21 protein-coding genes are annotated in these 17,180 nt (G+C 68.4%); 6 read left to right on the forward strand and 15 right to left on the reverse strand.

The window, feature by feature from the left end; genetic code table 11:
• The first annotated feature begins 6 nt into the window (after positions 1–6).
• Complete coding sequence (locus VHD82_RS28270) at positions 7–639, forward strand: hypothetical protein (RefSeq protein ID WP_325710598.1); 633 nt, start codon at positions 7–9, stop codon at positions 637–639.
• Here VHD82_RS28270 and VHD82_RS28275 read toward each other — a convergent pair whose 3' ends face one another.
• The 5 genes from VHD82_RS28275 to VHD82_RS28295 form a co-directional block, all read right to left on the reverse strand.
• Positions 640–1,968 carry a dicarboxylate/amino acid:cation symporter gene (locus VHD82_RS28275; protein WP_325710601.1) on the reverse strand — a complete coding sequence of 443 codons (1,329 nt, stop codon included), beginning with the start codon at positions 1,966–1,968 and terminating at the stop codon, positions 640–642.
• 80 nt (positions 1,969–2,048) lie between these two features.
• Complete coding sequence (locus VHD82_RS28280; protein WP_325710604.1) at positions 2,049–2,672, reverse strand: nucleoside triphosphate pyrophosphatase; 624 nt, start codon at positions 2,670–2,672, stop codon at positions 2,049–2,051.
• A gap of 101 nt (positions 2,673–2,773) precedes the next feature.
• Positions 2,774–4,228: an MFS transporter gene (locus tag VHD82_RS28285; RefSeq protein WP_325710607.1), complete on the reverse strand. Its 1,455-nt coding sequence runs from the start codon at positions 4,226–4,228 to the stop codon at positions 2,774–2,776.
• Positions 4,212–4,835, reverse strand: a complete 624-nt coding sequence (locus tag VHD82_RS28290; protein WP_325710610.1) for a PadR family transcriptional regulator — start codon at positions 4,833–4,835, stop codon at positions 4,212–4,214. Before VHD82_RS28290 ends, VHD82_RS28285 begins: the two co-directional genes overlap by 17 nt.
• 132 nt (positions 4,836–4,967) lie before the next feature.
• On the reverse strand, positions 4,968–5,624 hold the full coding sequence (locus tag VHD82_RS28295; RefSeq protein WP_325710614.1) for a GntR family transcriptional regulator: 657 nt from the start codon (positions 5,622–5,624) through the stop codon (positions 4,968–4,970).
• Positions 5,625–5,682: 58 nt separating this feature from the next.
• On the opposite strand from VHD82_RS28295, the gene VHD82_RS28300 reads away from it, so the two are divergent.
• Positions 5,683–6,915, forward strand: a complete 1,233-nt coding sequence (locus VHD82_RS28300; protein WP_325710617.1) for an MFS transporter — start codon at positions 5,683–5,685, stop codon at positions 6,913–6,915.
• Positions 6,916–6,954: 39 nt separating this feature from the next.
• Here the strand turns inward: VHD82_RS28300 and VHD82_RS28305 are convergent, their stop codons facing one another.
• Genes VHD82_RS28305 through VHD82_RS28325 form a run of 5 tightly spaced genes read right to left on the reverse strand, consistent with a single transcriptional unit; the run spans position 6,955 to position 10,942 of the window.
• Positions 6,955–7,173 carry an acyl-CoA carboxylase subunit epsilon gene (locus tag VHD82_RS28305; RefSeq protein ID WP_325710620.1) on the reverse strand — a complete coding sequence of 73 codons (219 nt, stop codon included), beginning with the start codon at positions 7,171–7,173 and terminating at the stop codon, positions 6,955–6,957.
• Positions 7,174–7,182: 9 nt separating this feature from the next.
• Positions 7,183–8,823 carry an acyl-CoA carboxylase subunit beta gene (locus VHD82_RS28310; protein ID WP_325710623.1) on the reverse strand — a complete coding sequence of 547 codons (1,641 nt, stop codon included), beginning with the start codon at positions 8,821–8,823 and terminating at the stop codon, positions 7,183–7,185.
• Positions 8,824–8,872: 49 nt separating this feature from the next.
• Positions 8,873–9,796, reverse strand: a complete 924-nt coding sequence (locus tag VHD82_RS28315) for an SRPBCC family protein (protein WP_325710626.1) — start codon at positions 9,794–9,796, stop codon at positions 8,873–8,875.
• A gap of 3 nt (positions 9,797–9,799) precedes the next feature.
• Positions 9,800–10,105: a metalloregulator ArsR/SmtB family transcription factor gene (locus tag VHD82_RS28320; RefSeq protein ID WP_325710629.1), complete on the reverse strand. Its 306-nt coding sequence runs from the start codon at positions 10,103–10,105 to the stop codon at positions 9,800–9,802.
• 33 nt (positions 10,106–10,138) lie between these two features.
• Positions 10,139–10,942: an AraC family transcriptional regulator gene (locus tag VHD82_RS28325; protein WP_325710632.1), complete on the reverse strand. Its 804-nt coding sequence runs from the start codon at positions 10,940–10,942 to the stop codon at positions 10,139–10,141.
• A gap of 63 nt (positions 10,943–11,005) precedes the next feature.
• Between VHD82_RS28325 and VHD82_RS28330 the strand changes: the two genes are divergently transcribed.
• Entirely contained in the window at positions 11,006–11,416 is a 411-nt protein-coding gene (locus tag VHD82_RS28330) for a DUF2000 domain-containing protein (RefSeq protein ID WP_325710635.1), read from the forward strand.
• A gap of 4 nt (positions 11,417–11,420) precedes the next feature.
• Here the strand turns inward: VHD82_RS28330 and VHD82_RS28335 are convergent, their stop codons facing one another.
• Together VHD82_RS28335 and VHD82_RS28340 are read right to left on the reverse strand one after the other, a co-directional pair.
• Positions 11,421–11,852 carry a hypothetical protein gene (locus tag VHD82_RS28335; protein ID WP_325710641.1) on the reverse strand — a complete coding sequence of 144 codons (432 nt, stop codon included), beginning with the start codon at positions 11,850–11,852 and terminating at the stop codon, positions 11,421–11,423.
• 87 nt (positions 11,853–11,939) lie between these two features.
• The gene (locus VHD82_RS28340; RefSeq protein ID WP_325710644.1) at positions 11,940–12,557 is read right to left on the reverse strand and encodes a TetR/AcrR family transcriptional regulator; all 618 of its coding nucleotides are present in this window, start codon (positions 12,555–12,557) and stop codon (positions 11,940–11,942) included.
• 72 nt (positions 12,558–12,629) lie between these two features.
• Between VHD82_RS28340 and VHD82_RS28345 the strand changes: the two genes are divergently transcribed.
• From VHD82_RS28345 to VHD82_RS28355, 3 genes are all read left to right on the forward strand, one after another.
• Entirely contained in the window at positions 12,630–13,184 is a 555-nt protein-coding gene (locus tag VHD82_RS28345; RefSeq protein WP_325710647.1) for a peroxiredoxin-like family protein, read from the forward strand.
• Between the two features lie 87 nt (positions 13,185–13,271).
• The gene (locus VHD82_RS28350) at positions 13,272–14,018 is read left to right on the forward strand and encodes a DUF899 domain-containing protein (protein ID WP_325710650.1); all 747 of its coding nucleotides are present in this window, start codon (positions 13,272–13,274) and stop codon (positions 14,016–14,018) included.
• Between the two features lie 6 nt (positions 14,019–14,024).
• The gene (locus VHD82_RS28355) at positions 14,025–15,209 is read left to right on the forward strand and encodes a serine hydrolase domain-containing protein (RefSeq protein ID WP_325710653.1); all 1,185 of its coding nucleotides are present in this window, start codon (positions 14,025–14,027) and stop codon (positions 15,207–15,209) included.
• On the opposite strand, the gene VHD82_RS28360 is transcribed toward VHD82_RS28355, so the two are convergent.
• Genes VHD82_RS28360 through VHD82_RS28370 form a run of 3 tightly spaced genes read right to left on the reverse strand, consistent with a single transcriptional unit; the run spans position 15,206 to position 17,147 of the window.
• A complete protein-coding gene (locus VHD82_RS28360; protein ID WP_325710656.1) occupies positions 15,206–15,625 on the reverse strand; it encodes a PaaI family thioesterase in 420 nt (139 codons plus the stop codon). The genes VHD82_RS28355 and VHD82_RS28360 overlap by 4 nt on opposite strands.
• Before the next feature lie 37 nt (positions 15,626–15,662).
• The gene (locus VHD82_RS28365) at positions 15,663–16,235 is read right to left on the reverse strand and encodes an XRE family transcriptional regulator (RefSeq protein WP_325710659.1); all 573 of its coding nucleotides are present in this window, start codon (positions 16,233–16,235) and stop codon (positions 15,663–15,665) included.
• A gap of 42 nt (positions 16,236–16,277) precedes the next feature.
• Positions 16,278–17,147: an alpha/beta hydrolase gene (locus VHD82_RS28370; RefSeq protein ID WP_325710663.1), complete on the reverse strand. Its 870-nt coding sequence runs from the start codon at positions 17,145–17,147 to the stop codon at positions 16,278–16,280.
• Positions 17,148–17,180: the final 33 nt, after the last annotated feature.

Below are 17,180 nucleotides of genomic sequence, written 5' to 3' on the forward strand. Positions count from 1 at the left end.
CGGTCCGTGGTGGTCACGGCCGTACTGGCCGCACTGGTCACGATCGCCGCTCTGGTGGCGGTCGGCAAGTTGAGGACAAGGGACACGTCGGTACCAGGGGTCGAAGCCGCGTTGCCGACCACCTCGATCTCGGCCAACGGATTCGACTGTGGCAACGCCCCGTGCGGTGTGGTCGCCACCCAGAGCGTGGCGGGCAGCTCGGTGGAGCTGCTGGCCGACGCCCACGGCGGCAACGGCCGGTTCCAGGCCGGCGCCGTGGTCCTGCAGACCACGATCACCGAGCTGGGGGCCCGGCTCACCACCGGCTCGCTGAGCTGCGTCCAGGCGTCCGTTTCGGCGTGCCTGGTGGATGCGCCACTCAACGGCGGGCGCATCGCGCAGCTGTTCATCGAACGGGCAGGCACGTGGCGATCGGTGGACAAGCCGTACTTCTCCGACGCGGGCATCGTGGTGCTGGGCAATGTGTCCGGCTCGGACGCCCCGGAAGTGTCCGTTGTGGACAGTAACCCGGTGCTGGCCCGGGTGTACGGGCTGGACGGCAGCGTCGTCGGGTGCACGAAGAAGTACAGCTACCCCGCGCAGTTGCGGGGCTGGCCGAACGTCCGGCTCCAGGCGAGCGATCTGCGCGCCTGCCCGTGATCAGGCCGCGTGCGCGGGTTCGCGGGGCGCGTCGTCGAGCAGCGGCGGCGGGGTGTGGGAGTTGAGTACCTCGTCGTCGAGCAGGTTTTCGGTGCGGGCGATCCACGTCGGGATGGCGATCTGGCCGGTCACGTTCGTGGCCGTGCGCATCATGTCCAGGATCGGGTCGATCCCGTAGATCACCGCGATCCCGGTCGCGATCACCTCCGGTGGCAGGTTCAGCGTGCTCAGCGTCAGGGTGAGCATGGTGAACCAGCCGGTCACCCCGGCCGTAGCGATCGCGCCGAACACCGCGACGACCACGATCAGCACGTAGTCGCCGAAACCGAGGTGGATGCCGAACAGGTTCGCGATGAAAATGCTTGCCACCGCAGGATAAACGGCCGCGCAACCGTCCATTTTGGTCGTCGTGCCCAGCGGCACCGCGAAGCTCGCGTAACCAGGGTCCACGCCGAGGTTCACCGCGGTCTGCCTGCTCAGCGGCAGCGTCGCGCCGGAGGACCGGGACACGAACGCGAACTGGATGGCCGTCCACGCCTTGCGGAAGAACAGCGCGGGGCTCACCTTGCCGACGAACTTCAGCAACAGCGGGTAGACCACGAACAACACCAGCAGCGTGCCGATGTACACCGCGACGATCAGCGAGAGCAGCGGCCGGACGAACTTGTCGCCGTAGGTGGCGAAGGCGTGGCCGATGAGGCCGAGCACCCCGATCGGGGCGAGCTTGATGATCCAGCTCAGCACCTTCTGCACCAGATCGAACACGACCCTGTTGAACCGCACGAACGGCTCGGCGCGGTCCCCGAGGCTGTACGCGGCCAGTCCGACCGCGAGTGAGATCACCACGACCTGCAGGATCTCGCCGTCGGCGAAGGCCTCGAACAGGTTGCTGGGCACCAGGTTGTTGATCAGGTCCAGCCACGAACCCTGGTCCCGGCTCGCCAGCTTCTGCACCGTCGAGGCGTCCGGCTTGAGCGAAACCCCGGTGCCCGGGTTGATGATCTTGCCGACCACGATCCCGAGCAGCACCGCGATGAACGAGGTCGTGGCGAACCACAGCACGGTCTTCCCGCCGAGCCGGGCCGCGGTGCGCGCGCCGCCGAGCCCGCGCAGGCTGCTGATGCCCAGCACGATCGCGGTGAACACCAGCGGCAGCACGGTCACCTGCAGCAGGTTCGAGAAGATCGTGCCGATCGTTTCCAGCGTGGTGCCCAGCCAGGACAGCTGGGCCTGCTTGGCGAGGAAGCCGAGCAGCGCGCCGATCACCAGCGCGGCGACCACGATGAGGCCGAAAACCTTGGGTCTCGAATAGGACCGTATGAAGGACACGGGGTTGCTCCGGTGCTTGTGAACTTCTTGCTTACCGGAATTGGTCTACACCGCGAACGTGGATTTTCTTCCCGTTCCCACTATGCGGGAGACCACAGGTCGACGACGCTCACGCCGACCTGCTCGAGCAACCGCCTGGTCAACGGGAGACTGAGCCCGATCACGCTGGACGGGTCGCCGTCGATGCCCTCGACGAACCAGCCGCCACGGCCGTCGAGGGTGAACGCGCCTGCCACGTTGAGCGGCTCGCCGGTCGCGATGTACGCCTCGACCTCCGACGGCGCCGGAGTGGCGAAACGTACCGTGGTGGCCTGGCTGCCGACCGCCTGCCCGGTGCGTTCGCCGTTCTCCACCCGCAACACCGCGTGGCCGGTCAGCAGCACTCCGGAATCGCCGGCCATCTGCGCCCAGCGCTTCCGCGCCACCTCCGGCTCCAGCGGTTTGCCGAGCATCTCGCCGCCGATCGAGAGCATCGAATCGCAGCCGACGACCACGGCGTCCACCTGGGTGCTGGCGACCTCCGCCAGCACCGCCTCTGCCTTGGCCAGTGCCAGCGCGCTGACCAGTTCGGCGGGGGACGGGTCGGTCAGCGACGCGGCCACGGCGTCTTCGTCGACGCCGGAGACCACGACACTCGGTTCGATGCCCGCCGCACGCAGCAGACCGAGGCGGGCGGGGGAAGCGGAGGCCAGCACGAAACGCACCGGCGCAGCCTACTGCGTCGTTCGTTCCCGATCCGACTGCAGTCACGGCGGAAACGGATCTCTACGAGCAGCCGGGCTGCGAACGCGTATTTCCGGTCGGATCAGGAACGGTCGATGGCGGCCAGCTCGGTCGTGGTGGTTGGCGCGCCCTGCGGGGCGACCCGCTTCATCCACATCGCCGCCACCGCGCCGAGCAGCAGCACGGCGGCGGGCAGGATCAGCGTCTCGCGGGCCGCGTCGGTCAGCGCCACCGGCGCGTTTCCGTGCTGTGTGGCCATGTTCGCGGTGATCCGGGCTTGCAGCAGTACGCCGATCGCGGCCGAACCGAGCACGCCGCCGACCTGTCGCGCGGTGTTGAAGATGCCCGAAGCCGCGCCCGCGAGCGAGCGGTCGACCGAGCTCATCGTCACGTTGCTCATCGGCGCGAAAACGCAGCCGGTACCCAGACCGCACACCAGCAACGCCGGCACCAGCGCCCATGGGTCCGTGGTGGACTCCGCCTGGACGGTGATGATGATCAGGCCGGCGGCGAGCGCGGTGAAGCCGAACATCACCAGGTACTTGGCGTTCACCCGGTCCGACAGCCTGCCGATGAACGGCGCGATGATGCCGGACAGCAAGGACATCGGCGCGGTCAGCAGGCCGGCCTTGCTCGGCGACATCCCCAGCACGTCCTGGATGTAGACCACCAGCGGGACGAACATGCCGGTCATCGCGAACCCGATCGCGGTGGCCGTGACGCTGCCCGCGGAGAAGTTACGGTTGTTGAACACACGGAGCGGCAGCAGCGGCTCCCGCGTGTTGAATCGTTGCCACACCAGGAAAAGCACGAGCAGGACGACCCCGGCGCCGATGATCTCGAAGACGGTGATCGGGCCCCAGGCCCTGCCCCAGTCGTACTGCTGTCCATTTTGGATACCGAAGACGAGCAGGAACATCCCGGCCGCGGACAGCAGGATGCCGGGGATGTCGAAGGAATGCGACTGTTTCGGCTGCCAGTCCGGCACGAGCAGCAGTGTCAGCGCGATCGCGAGCACGCCGACCGGCACGTTCACGAAGAAGATCCACTCCCAGCCGAGGCTGTCCACCAGCACACCGCCCAGCAGCGGGCCGGCGATCGTGGCCAGGCCCGCGACGCCGCCCCACAGCCCCATCGCCGGGCCACGCTTCGCCGGCGGGAACAGGTGGGTGATGAACGCCAGCGTCTGCGGGGTCATCAGCGCCGCGCCGAGACCCTGCACCGCGCGCGCCGCGATGAGCATCTCGGCCGTGCCGGACAGACCGCACCACAGCGAGGCGGCGGTGAACACGAACAGCCCGGCCAGGAACACGCGCTTCGGGCCGAAGCGGTCACCGAGGCGGCTGGTGAACAACATCGGCACGGCGTACGTCAGCAGGTACACCGACAGCACCCAGACCACCGAGTTCAGGCTGGTGTCCAGCCCGCGCACCATGCCGGGGATCGCGATGGACACGATGGTGGTGTCCAGCAGGATCATGAAGAAACCCAGGCACAGCGCGGAAAGCGCGGCCCAGGGGTTAGCTTGCCTTGTCATCGTCGTCCTTGATCAGCTCGAGTTCGTGGGAGTGTCTTTTGGGGTGCTGCCATTCCAGGCGCCCGGACTGGATGTCGGCGACGAGCTGCTTGGTCCAGTTCAGCTCGAACTCGCAGGACGCGGCGGTGTACTTCCAGTCGATCCAGTAGATCTCCGGGACCTGCTCGTCGGCGAGCCGTTTGCGGATCGCGGCGTGCCCGGCGACCTCGACCTCCAGTAGCAGCACCCGGTCCTGCAGCTGGGCCAGTGCGACGTCCTTGTCGAGGTCGTTCAGTGAGGCCAGCCCGGTGGCGTACTCCGGACGCTCGGCGGCCAGCGTGCGCAGGATGGTCACGGCGCGTTCGACGAAGGCGTCGCGGCCTTGTTCGGTGAGTGCGTAGACGGTGCGTTCGGGGCGGCGTCCTTCGCGCTGGGTCTCGACCACCTCGATGTGTCCGTCGGCCAGCAGCCGGTCGACGGTGTGGTAGAGCGAGCCGGGCTTGACGTTGACCCGGTTTTCCACGTGCCGTTCGCGCAGGAGCTGGTTCATCTCGTAGGGGTGCATGGGTCTCTCGTGCAGCAGCTCAAGGACGGCCATCGCCATCGGTGTGAGCTTCGCGCGCCCCATGCGTTGTACCTCCATGATGATCCACGTCGTTTATTCCACGTGGACTATACGGCGCGGGCTAGGCGATTGTCGAGGGGTTCGTACGGTGGTTGCCGTGCGAGATCGCGCGATTACCTGGGGTTTTATCGGCCGTCAAACCGCGGGGAGCTGATTGCGCACCGCGGTGATGTGCGTGGCGATGAGGGTGTGCAGAGCCTCGCCGTCGCCGGCCTCGAGGAGTTCGCAGATGCGGGCGTGCTCGCCGAGGATGATGCGCGGGCGATCGGGGCGGTCGCGGCGGAGCGCGGTGTGGACCATTCGCAGCTGCCGATCGCGCAGGCTCGAATAGAACTCGTCGAACAGGGCGTTGCCCGCGGCGTGCACCAGGGTGGCGTGGAAATCCCGGTCGAGCGCGGTGAACTCCGGGGCCTGTTCGGGATACGACAACGCCTTCTGCCGCTCCAGCACGGCGCGCATCGCCGAAGCGACTTCGCGCGCGTTGCCGGCGTCGATCACCTTCGCGGCCGCGTGACGCTCCAGGAAGATCCGCGCTTCGGCGATGTCTTCCGCTTCGCTCGCCGAGACGGGCACGACGAGGGCGCCGCGCTTCGGGTACAGCCGCAACAAGCCCTCGGCCGACAGTCGCAGGAAGGCTTCGCGTACCGGGGTCCGGGACAGTTCGATCTCGTCGGCGACCTCGCCTTCGCTGATCAGCCTGCCGCCCTCGAAGCGTCCGTCCAGGATCCGGTCCTTCGTCCACCGATAGGCGCGATCGCTGGACGAACCCTGTGAGCGGTCCCTCGTTGACATGCGCGCATCGTAACGGCGACCCTGATAGATACAAGATAGATGCAACAGGAGGAACGCTGTGCGCAAGGCGTGGTTCATGTGGGGCCTGGGTGCCCTCTGCTACCTGACCGCGCTCTTCCACCGGATGAGCCTGTCGGTCGCCGGCCTCACCGCGCAGGAACGCTTCTCGATCGACGCCACCGGGCTCGCCGCGTTTTCCGTGGTCCAGATGGTCCTGTACGCCGCGCTGCAGGTGCCGGTCGGCGCGGGCGCGGACCGGTTCGGGCCGCGGCGGTTGTTGCTCGCCGGGATGGCACTGATGGCCGCCGGCTCGACCGTTTTCGCGCTCGCCACGGCATATCCACTGGCCATGACCGGCCGCGCGCTGATCGGCGCCGGGGACGCGTTCCTGTTCGTCAACGTCGTCCGGCTCGCGCACAACTGGTTTCCCGGGCGCCGCTTCGCCCTCGTGTCGGCGTTGACCGGGATGATCGGCGGGCTCGGTCAGCTCATCGCCACCGCGCCACTGACCGCGCTGCTCAGGAGTTTCGGGTGGACGACGTCGTTCCTGGCCGCCGGCATCGTCACCGCTGTCCTGCTGGTCGTCGTCGCACTGCTGCTACGGGAAAGCCCGCACCGCGAGGTCGCGCCGGTGGTCACCAGCGAACCATTGCGGGAAAGTCTGCGCCACGCCTGGAAAAACCGGGGCACCCGACATGCGATGTGGACGCATTTCACGCTGATGGGCACCTTCGTTTCCTTCACCGCCGTGCTCGGCCAGCCGTACCTGGTCAGCGCCCAGGGACGAACCCCCGGCGGCGCCAGTGCGTTGCTGACTGTCGTGGTGATCGGGTTCGTGCTGGTCAGCACCGCGGCCGGGCAGATCGGTTCGCGACGGCCCGATCTTCGCGGCACGCTCGTCGCGACGGCGGCCGCCGTGAGCACGCTGTGCTGGGTCGTCCTGGTCGCCGTGCCAGGGCCGCTGCCGCAGGTGGTGCTGGCGCCCGTGCTGTTCCTCATCGGCGCGGCCGGTGGCGTCAGCATGCTGGCCTTCGATCTGGCCCGCACCTCGAACCACGGGCACCGGGGCGGCATCGCCAGCGGGATCGCGAACATGGGCGGCTTCAGTTTCGCCGTCGTCGCCGAGCTCGGCGTCGGTGTGCTGATCGACGTGCTGGGCGGCGACGCGCTCGCGCACCGGCTGGCGTTCGGTGTCGTGCTGGTGCTGGCCGTCGCCGGGACGTTCCGTTTGTTCCGCCTGCACGGGCACGCCGGGGTGCGGCCGCAAAAGGTGCTCGAACCCGTGGCCTGAAAACGGCCCCGCCGATGGCGGGGCCGTTTTTTTCGTTCTCTAGCGCGGAAGTCCGGATGCGCGCCAGGCGCCCGGCCCGTGCTGCAACGGCTGCCGCAGCGTTCGCGCGCGGTTCGCCCATTCCGAACGCCGGAGCGGAGCCGTCGCCGCAGCGGGCGCGGAGGCCGCCGCGGCGAGCACCGCGGTCAGCGCCGCGAGCTCGGCGTCGTCCGGATTCCCTTTGACGATACGGAGAAATGGTCGTTTTTCGTCAGTCATCGCAGTGCCTCACAGCGGGATGTTGCCGTGCTTCTTGGGCGGCAGCGTCTCGCGCTTGTCGCGGAGCATGGACAGGGCGCGGGTGATGTGGCCGCGAGTGTGCGCGGGCGCGATCACCGAGTCCACGTAGCCGCGTTCGGCAGCCTCGTACGGGTTGAGCAGGGTGTCCTCGTACTCCTGGATCAGCTGCGCGCGCAGGGCCTCGACGTCCTTGCCTTCGTCGGCGGCCTTGGCGAGCGTCTTGCGGTGCACGATGTTGGCCGCGCCCTGGGCGCCCATGACCGCGACCTGCGCGGTGGGCCAGGCGAGGTTGAGGTCGGCGCCGAGGTGCTTGGAGCCCATGACGTCGTAGGCGCCGCCGTATGCCTTGCGGGTGATGACGGTGACCAGCGGGACGGTGGCTTCGGCGTAGGCGTAGATGAGCTTCGCGCCGCGGCGGATGATGCCGTTCCACTCCTGGTCGGTACCGGGCAGGAAGCCCGGCACGTCGACGAAGGTGAGGACGGGGATGTTGAACGCGTCGCAGGTGCGCACGAACCGCGCGGCCTTTTCGGACGCGTCGATGTCGAGGCAGCCGGCGAACTGGGTGGGCTGGTTGGCCACGACGCCGACGGCGTGCCCGTCGACGCGGCCGAAGCCGACGAGGACGTTGGGGGCGAACAGTTCCTGGACTTCGAGGAAGTCGCCGTCGTCGAGCACGCGGGTGATGACCTCGTGCATGTCGTAGGGCTGGTTCGGGGAGTCCGGGATGAGCGCGTCGAGTTCGCGGTCGGTGTCGCTGACCGTTTCGGCGATGGAGCCCTCGGTGGGCTCGGGGGAGTCGAACACCGGCGGGTCGGAGAGGTTGTTCGAGGGCAGGTAGGACAGCAGTTCCTTGACGTAGGCGATGGCGTCTTCCTCGTCGGAACCGAGGTAGTGCGCGTTGCCCGACTTGGTGTTGTGGGTGCGGGCGCCGCCCAGTTCCTCGAAGCTGACCTCCTCGCCCGTCACCGTCTTGACCACGTCGGGGCCGGTGATGAACATGTGCGAGGTCTGGTCGACCATCACCACGAAGTCGGTCAGCGCCGGGGAGTACACGTGCCCGCCCGCGTTCGCGCCCATGATCAGTGAAATCTGCGGGATGACACCCGAAGCCTGGGTGTTGCGGCGGAAGATCTCACCGTAGAGGCCGAGCGAAACGACACCCTCCTGGATGCGCGCGCCACCGCCCTCGTTGATGCCGATGATCGGACGGCCGGTCTTGATGGCCAGGTCCATCACCTTGACGATCTTCTCGCCGTAGACCTCGCCGAGCGAACCGCCGAACACCGCCACGTCCTGGCTGAACACGGCCACCGGGCGGCCGTCGATGGTGCCGTAGCCGGTCACCACGCCGTCGCCGTAGGGGCGGTTCTTCTCCTGCCCGAAGTTCGTCGACCGGTGCCGCGCCAGCTCGTCCAGCTCCACGAACGAACCCTCGTCCAGCAGCAGGTCGATCCGCTCACGCGCGGTCTTCTTGCCCTTCGAGTGCTGCCGTTCCACCGCACGCGCCGAACCCGCGTGCACTGCCTCGTTGTAGCGCAGATACAGATCGGCCAGCTTCCCGGCCGTGGTGTGAATGTCCGGCTCGGTCGCCGGTGGCGTCCCGATGGGCTCCGTCGCGCTGCTCATGATTCCGCAGCTTAACCACTGACAACCCGCCTCGCGTGTGGCGTCAGACTCATCCCTGCCCGGAGTATTGCTTTCGCAGCGCTTCCATGCGGTCCGCCGGCCACGGGCAGCGCACCTCCCCGTGCACGGCGGCGAAAAACAGCTCGAGGTGCGTATGCCACGCGGCCAGCGCGGTGGGGGCGAACTCCGCCAGTCGCGCCGGGAGCGTCTGGTGCAGCTCCACGCGGTTGCCGAGGTCGGGGTCGGCGAAGAACTCGAAGCGCACGACGCCGGCCGGCTCTCCTTCGTGGAGCCATTCGTACTCCAGCAGTCGTGGCGCTTCGACCTTGGTGACGGCGCCTGCTTCGACGTGACCGTTGGTGGCGCGCAACGGCGGCTCGCCGCCGGGCTGAGGTTCGCCGCCTTCGACGAGGGTTTGCCAGATGTCTTCCAGCGGCTTCCACACCAGATCGCGCGCGAAGCCGAGCTCGCCTTCGGCGAACCGGCCGGCACCGATGCCGAACACGTCGATGTAGTGCTCCATCGCGGGCAGCCACTCGGTGAACGGCTCGGACTCGCGGCCTTCGAGACGCGCCAGCAGCGCGCCGAGGCAGTGGTCCCAACCCGCGGCATTGCGGCCGGCGGACAGCGCGCCGAGCTCGCCGCCGCCGAGCGACTGCGAGAAGTGGAGGACACAACCCGCGCCGTCCGGCACCAGTTCGAACCGCAGCACGTCGCGGTTCCAGGTGAACGCGTAGACCTTCGGCGGGTCCAGTTCCAGGATCTCGCCCTGCGCGCTGCCGTCGATCGGGGCCGCGTCCGGGAACGTGAACCGGATCGGCGCGCCGATCCGCAGGTCGGTTTCGACCCGCGCCGGGAACCAGTGCGCCAGCTCGGCGGGTTCGGTGATCGCCCGCCACACCTTCTCCACCGGATGCCGGAAGCGGCGCTCGAAGCGCAGCACATTCCCGGCGGGTTCGAACTTCGCGTCCATGACTCAGGTCCCTTCGTCGAGGTGCCGTTCGAGTGCGTCGAAACTCGCCGTCCACAGCGCGCGGTACGGCGCCAGCCAGGCGTCCAGCTCGGCGAGCGGCTGCGGGCACAGCCGGTACCACCGGCGCTGCGCATCGTGGCGGACTTCGACCAGACCGGCCTCGCGCAGCACTTTCAGGTGCTTGGAGACCGCGGGCTGGGTCAGCTCAAGCTGTTCGACCAGGTCGCCGACCGGGCGTTCACCGGTGCGGAGCAGGTCGAGGATTTCGCGCCGCCGTGGTTCGGCGAGCACTTCGAACGTTGATGCCACTTCAGGAATATAACCGGTTCGGCATATAGCCTGTCAAGGGTTTCGGAACCGGCCAGGGGTGACGCCGTAGTAGCGCTTGAACCAGCGGGTGAGATGGCTCTGGTCGGCGAAGCCGGACGCCGCCGCGGCCTCCGCGGGGGAGTGGCCGTCGATCAGCAACCGGCGCGCAGCGCGGAGGCGAAGCTGGCGTTGGTAGTCGCTCGGCGCGAGGCCGTAGGCGGCGACGAAGCCACGGTGCAGCGCGAAGCGGCTACAGCCGACTTCGGCGGCGAGGCGCTCTGCGCTGATGTCCTCCGCGTACGCGTCTTCGAGGAGTTCGCGCGCCCGGTGCACTTCGGTGGGCAACACCCGCTCGCGGACGGGGCGGGTGGAACCACGACGTACGAGCGCGCGCACCGTCGCGCTGAGCGCTTCGTCTTGCGCCAGGCGGCCTTCGCCACGCAAGGCGTTGTCCAGAGCGCGAAGGGCGTCGGCGAGGACGGGGTCCTTCAGCACGGGTTCGACGAACAACGGGAGCCCGACGGCGCCGTCGGCCGCGTCGTCGAGCGCGCCGCGGATCAGCTCCGGTCCGATGTGGATCATCCGGTAGGTGAACCCGTTCGCCACCGCGGACTGTCCGTCGTGCGGGTCGTCCGGGTTGAGCGCCATCACCATTCCGGCCGCGCTCGTGCGTGCCGCGCCACGGCAGGTGAACGCCTGCGCGCCGGTCTCGGTCACGCCGAAGGAATACGTCTCGTGGCTGTGCCGGTGGTAGACGTGCTGCTCGAAATGGGCGTGCATCGACTCCAGCCGGCGGTCCGGCGCGCGCCAGTACTTCGCCCAGTCGTTGTGCCGCACGGGTTCAGTGTCCCGCACGAGCGTTCAAGACGGCAGCCAGGCGCGGGCGGCAGGCTGTGCGGCATGGAGGGCAAGACGAAGATCGCCGTGGTGGTCCGGGACGACCTGGCGGGCTGGCAACGGCTCAACGTGACCGCATTCCTCGTGAGCGGAGTCGCCGCGCGATTCCCGGAAACCGTCGGCGCCGATTACCAGGACGCGTCCGGGCAGGGGTATCTGCCGATGTTCGGGCAGCCGGTGCTGGTTTACGCGGCGGGCGCCGACGCATTGCGCGCCGCGCACCAAAAGGCTGTCGACCGGAACCTGGCTGTCGCCGTGTATACGGAGGAACTATTCGCCACCGACAACGACGACGACAACCGGGCCGCGGTGCGCGCCGTGCCGACCGAGAAACTCGCGTTGACCGGTATCGCCGTGCACGGTTCGCGGAATGCGGTGGACAAGGCGCTGAAAGGACTTTCCCTGCATCCGTGACGGGTCAGTAGGAACCGCTGCAGACCGTTTCGCTCACGCCGGGATCGTTCACCCGGATCACCGGATACGTGTAGTACACGCACACGCGTGAACGGTAACCGCTGCCGTCGTAGTGCCAACCGGTGGCGTCGCTCTTGTCGGCGGCGTCGGTCTTGTACACATAGGACACTCGTTTGTAGCCGCTGCCCTCGTTGGTTTCCAGCCAGCCGTAGCAGTGCCGATCGCCGAAAATGCCGGAGTCGACGCTGAACAGGCCCTTGGCGTAGTCGTGCCCGCCGCTGTGGTCGGTGTCGATCTGCAGTTTCGCGATGCAGAAACCGTTCGTCACGGTCTTGACAGGATATTTGATCGTGGCTTCGGCGGCGCCGGCCGTGGCGAGCACCAGGCCGATCGCCGCGATCGGGGTCAGCACGCGGGCGAGGATTCTCAGTTTCATGGACAGAGTTTCCGGTGCGCCGCCGACCGAAGGCTCGCCTGGCCGCACCAACGGATTCCCTGGTCGAGTCCCATTTGTGCGGGGCCGCTACGGGGTCAGCCCGAACCCGGCCAGCAGCAGGTCCAGACCTTGCCGGAATTCCTCGCTCGCCGTGATTCCACGGGCGTGTCGGGCCGTTTCCGCCAGTACCGGGTACTCGTCCTCGGGCAGTTCGGTGAGCACATCCGTGCCGGTGCCGGAAAGCGGACTGAAATATCCGGTCCGCATCGCGCCCATGAGGTAACTCAAATACGCACGGAATGCGATCACCCGCTTTTCCCCGGTGAAACCGGCGTCGGCGAGAACCCTGAGGACGACCTCGCCCCATTGCCGGGAACCGGTGGACAAATGCCGGTGCGTGAGCAGCAGGGAAACCACGGCGGAATGCGCGCCGACGGCTTCGCGGACTCGTTCGGCGAGTAGCACGAGCCGTCGGTGCGGGGACGCTTTCGCGGGGAGATCGAGCGGCACCGAGCGCAACACGACGTCGACGATCAGGCCTTCGAGCTGCCCGCGATCGGTGACATAGCGGTACAGCGACATCGTGCCGACGCCCAGTTCCTTTGCCACGGCACGCATCGAGAGACCGTCGAGGCCGTCGCGATCCAGTACGGCCAGTGCGGCGACGGCGATCTGACTGTGCGTGAGAGAGCGGGGGCGCGGCATGGCGGTTGACAGCGTACAACATACGCGCATAACTTCGTAGGCGTGCGCTGTACGCCTACGAAGGGGGCTTCGATGACCGCCACGCTTGTGCCAGGAAGTGTTGTCAGAACCAGGGAACTGATCTCCGTCACCGGTGAGCCGGTGTCGCTTCCCGACCCCGGCCGGCTCGTCCACCTGCAGTTCCGGCGGTTCGCCGGCTGCCCGATCTGCAATCTCCACCTGCGCTCGGTGGCCCGGCGGCACGACGAGATCGCCGCCGCCGGGGTGCGCGAGGTGGTGTTCTTCCACGCCCCGGCCGACGAACTCCGCCACCACGTGGCCGAACTTCCGTTCGCGGTGATCCCCGATCCGGACAAGCGGAACTACGTCGAGTTCGGGGTGGAGTCCGCGCCACGGGCGTTGCTCGACCCGCGGGCCTGGGGCGGGATCGTGCGCGGGATCTTCACCGGCCTGCTGCGCCGGGATCCTTTCCCCGCCGGGAAACCGACCGGCGGCAGGCTCGGGCTGCCCGCCGATTTCCTGATCGCGCCGGACGGTCGCGTGCTCGCCGCGAAGTACGGCGAGCACGCCAACGACCAGTGGCCGGTCGACGAACTGCTCGCCCTCGCCCGCCTTCCCGAAGCGTAGTCGCCGAAAAACTTCCCGTGCGACCGATGAGTTTCGTGCTCCCGCCGGGTCGGCCTTGGCAGGACCCCGTCGAAGAAGGAGCACGGAATGAGCCTGCCGCAGGTCGTTTCCCGGGAAGAATGGCTGGTCGCCCGGAAGGAGCTGCTGGGCCGCGAGAAGGAGCTGACGCGTGCGCGCGACAAGCTCAACACCGCGCGGCGGCAGCTCCCGATGGTCGCGGTGACCAAGGACTACGTTTTCGAAGGCCCCGAAGGCAAGGTCCGGCTGACCGACCTGTTCGACGGCCGCAGTCAGCTGATCGTGCAGCACTTCATGTTCGCGCCGGACTGGGACGCGGGCTGCCCGAGCTGCACGGCGGCCAGTGACGAGATCTCGCCCGGGCTCCTCGCGCATCTCGCGGCCCGGGACACGTCGCTGGCCGTCGTCGGCCGTGCGCCGTACCCGAAGATCGAGGCGTACCGGGCGAGCCGGGACTGGAATTTCGCCTTCTACTCCTCCTACGGCAGCGACTTCAACTACGACTTCCACGTCACGCTGGACGAGTCGGTCGCGCCGGTGGAATACAACTTCCGCACCGCGGAGGAGCACCGGGCCGCGGGCACGGGTGGTTACGTCGAGGGTGACCAGCCGCTGGAACGCCCTGGTTGCAGCTGTTTCCTGCGCGTGGGCGACGACGTGTTCCACACCAACTCCGTGTACGCGCGCGGCGGCGAGATGACAGGCGGTTCCTACTACTTTCTGGACCTGACCGCGCTGGGCAGGCAGGAGGAATGGGAGGAACCGAAGGGCAGGGCCAGGGCCGTCCGCTCGGCGACTCCCGATTTCGCGGAGTGACCGGCGATGCACAGCGGCTTGGCCAAAACCCGGCTGGACCGGATGCACGACGTACTCGCCGGGCACGTCGAACGGGGTGAGCTGCCCGGGCTCGTCACGCTCGTCGCCCGGCACGGGGAAACGCATGTGGACGTGCTGGGCAAACAGGCCGTCGACGGCGTTTCGATGCAGCGGGAGACCATTTTCCGGATCAGCTCGATGACGAAACCGGTCACCGCGGTCGGCGCCATGATCCTGGTCGAGGAATGCCGGCTGCGCCTCGACGACCCGGTGGACGACCTGCTGCCCGAACTCGCCGACCGACGGGTGCTGACCAGCATCGACGCGCCGCTCGACGACACCGTGCCCGCCCGGCGGGCGATCACGCTGCGGGATCTGCTCACGTTCCGGCTCGGGTTCGGCCAGCTCACCGCCGCTGGGGAAGTGCCGCCGATCCTGCGCGCGGCGGAGGAGGCACAGGTCGCCGTCGGCCCGCCCGCGCCGGCGAATGTGCCCGGACCCGACGAGTGGCTGCGGCGGCTGGGGGAGCTGCCACTGATGTACCAGCCGGGTGAGCGGTGGCTCTATCACACCGGCGCCGACCTGCTCGGGGTGCTGATCAGCCGGGCGACCGGCCAGTCGCTGCAGGGTTTCCTGCGGGAGCGGCTGTTCGAACCGCTCGGCATGCGCGACACGCATTTCGGCGTCCCGCCGTACAAGGCGTCACGGTTCGCGACCAGCTACTGGATGGACGGCGTCGTGTACGACGAGCCGGACGGGCAGTGGGCCGAGGTGCCGGAATTCCAGTCCGGCGGGGGCGGGCTGGTGTCCACCGTGGACGACTATCTCGCGTTCGGCTCGATGTTGCTGCACAAGGGAAAGCACGGCGGGGAGCGGATCCTCGCCCGGCCCACGGTGGAGCTGATGACCACGGACCAGCTGACCGCGGCGCAGAAAGCGGCGTCCGGGTTCTTCCCTGGCTACTTCGACTCGCGTGGGTGGGGCTTCGGCATGTCCGTGGTCACCGCGCGCACGGACATCGCCGCGGTGCCCGGCACATTCGGCTGGGACGGCGGGCTCGGCACGTCCTGGCTGACCGACCCGAGCGAGGACCTCGTCGCGCTGATGTTCTCGCAGCGCGCGGGTTTCCCGCAGTTCTCCCCGCATTTCCGCGACTTCTGGACAGGCGTCTACCAGGCCATCGACGACTAGCCGAACGGGACCACCGACTTGGTCAGCTGCCCGCGCGCGACGGTGCGCCCGTCACAGCTGGCGACCACCGACAGGAAAGCGGTCCGCTTGCCGCGCCGGTCCAGCGTGCCGCGCGCCTCGACGCGCTCGCCGACGGGCGCGCCCGCGATGAGCTGGGTGGACAGGGCGTGCGTGATCGCGTGCTCGTCCACCGTCAGTTGCGGCAGCAACGCCAGGTACGCGGCCACTTCCAGCGCGGTCTGCAAGGCGGCCGCGTGTACTCCGCCGAAACCGTTGTAGGCGAGCCCGTCGACCGTGAACCACACGCCGGCCGGAGGGTCGCTTTCGTCGAGCAGTCGGACGCCGACCTCTGCCTGCAGCGGCACGGCGAGCGCCTGCGATGCGCGGGCGGTCAGGGCTTCACCAGTCAGGAGCATGCCCCGACTGTGGCAGCCGCGGGTGAACGGCGGGTGTTCAGGAGCGGGAGCGCGCCTTGATGTGGATGCGTTCGCCCTGGGGGCCGAAGAGGCTGAGGAACTCCACCGGGCGGGCGTTCGCGCTGCCGAACCAGTGCGGCAGATGGGTGTCGAACTCCGCGACTTCGCCGGGCCGCAGCTCGAAGTCCTGGTCGCCGAGCACCACCCGGAGCGTGCCGTTGAGCACGTACAACCACTCGTAACCCTCGTGCGTGCGCGGGTCCGGCTGCTGGCGGCCACCGGGCAGGATGTGCTTGAACGCCTGCACCCCGCCCGGCCGCCGGGTGAGCGGGATGAACGTCATCCCGTCCCGGTGGATCGGCCGCGGATACACCCGCGGATCCCCGGTGGGCGGCGCGCCGACCAGCTCGTCGAGCTGCACCTGGTGCACCTTTGCCAGCGGCAGCAACAGTTCCAGGGTCGGCTTGCGGCTGCCGGACTCCAGCCGCGAAAGCGTGCTCACCGAGATGCCGGTCGCCTTGGACAGATCCGCGAGCGTGATGTTGTTCTTTTTGCGCAGTGCGCGCAGCCGGGGGCCGACCGCGTCCAGCACGGTGTCCAGTTCTTCCACGACACCATTGCAGGATCGGCAAGTCCGTTTGTCAAACCGGCATCAACGCGCGAGCAGGTCGCGGAGCGCCTTGAGCACCTCCGCCGGGCCTTCCTCCGCCATGAAGTGCCCGCAGGAAACCGTTGCGTGCTCGAGGTTTTCGGCCCAGGCGCGCCAGAGCGTGGTCGCGTCGTAGCCGAGCGCGGCGCCCCAGTCCTGCTGCAACACCGCCACCGGCATCCGCAGCCGGTTGCCGGCCTCGCGGTCGGCGGTGTCGTGCTCGATGTCGATCGTCGCGGTGGCCCGGTAGTCGGCCACGATGGAGGTCACCGCTTCGCGGGACGCGCGCAGGTACTCGGCCCGCACGTCGGCAGGGATCGCATCGGAGTGCTGGGTCCACGCGTCGAGGAAGTAGCCGAAGAACTCGTCCGGTACCGCCGAGATCATCCGCTCGGCCAGCCCTGGTGGTTGCGCCATCAAATACAGGTGGAAGGCCACGGCGGCGCTCGCCCCGTGCAGCACGTCCCACATGTCCAGTGTCGGCAGCACGTCGAGCGACGCGAGGTGGGTGATCGCGTCGGGGTGGTCCAGTCCGGCGCGGATCGCGACCAGCGCGCCGCGGTCGTGCCCGGCGAGCGCGAACCGCTCGAAGCCGAACGCGCGGGCGAGGGCCACCACATCGGCGGCCATCGTGCGTTTGGCGTAGGTCTGCCCGGTGTCGGCGGGCTTGTCGCTGTCGCCGTACCCGCGCAGGTCCGGGCACAGCACGGTGTGGTCGGTGGCGAGATCGGCGGCGACGTGCCGCCACATCAGGTGGGTCTGCGGGAAGCCGTGCAGGAGCACGATCGGTTCGCCGGAACCGGCGGCGGCGACGTTGAGGTGGACGCCGTCGGCGACCGGAACCCGCTGGTAGTCGAATCCGTTGAGCTGCATGTTCGCCAGTCTGGGGGACCGCGATCAGCAACG

The sequence above is a fragment of the Amycolatopsis sp. genome (assembly GCF_035546795.1).
GTDB lineage: Bacteria > Actinomycetota > Actinomycetes > Mycobacteriales > Pseudonocardiaceae > Amycolatopsis_E.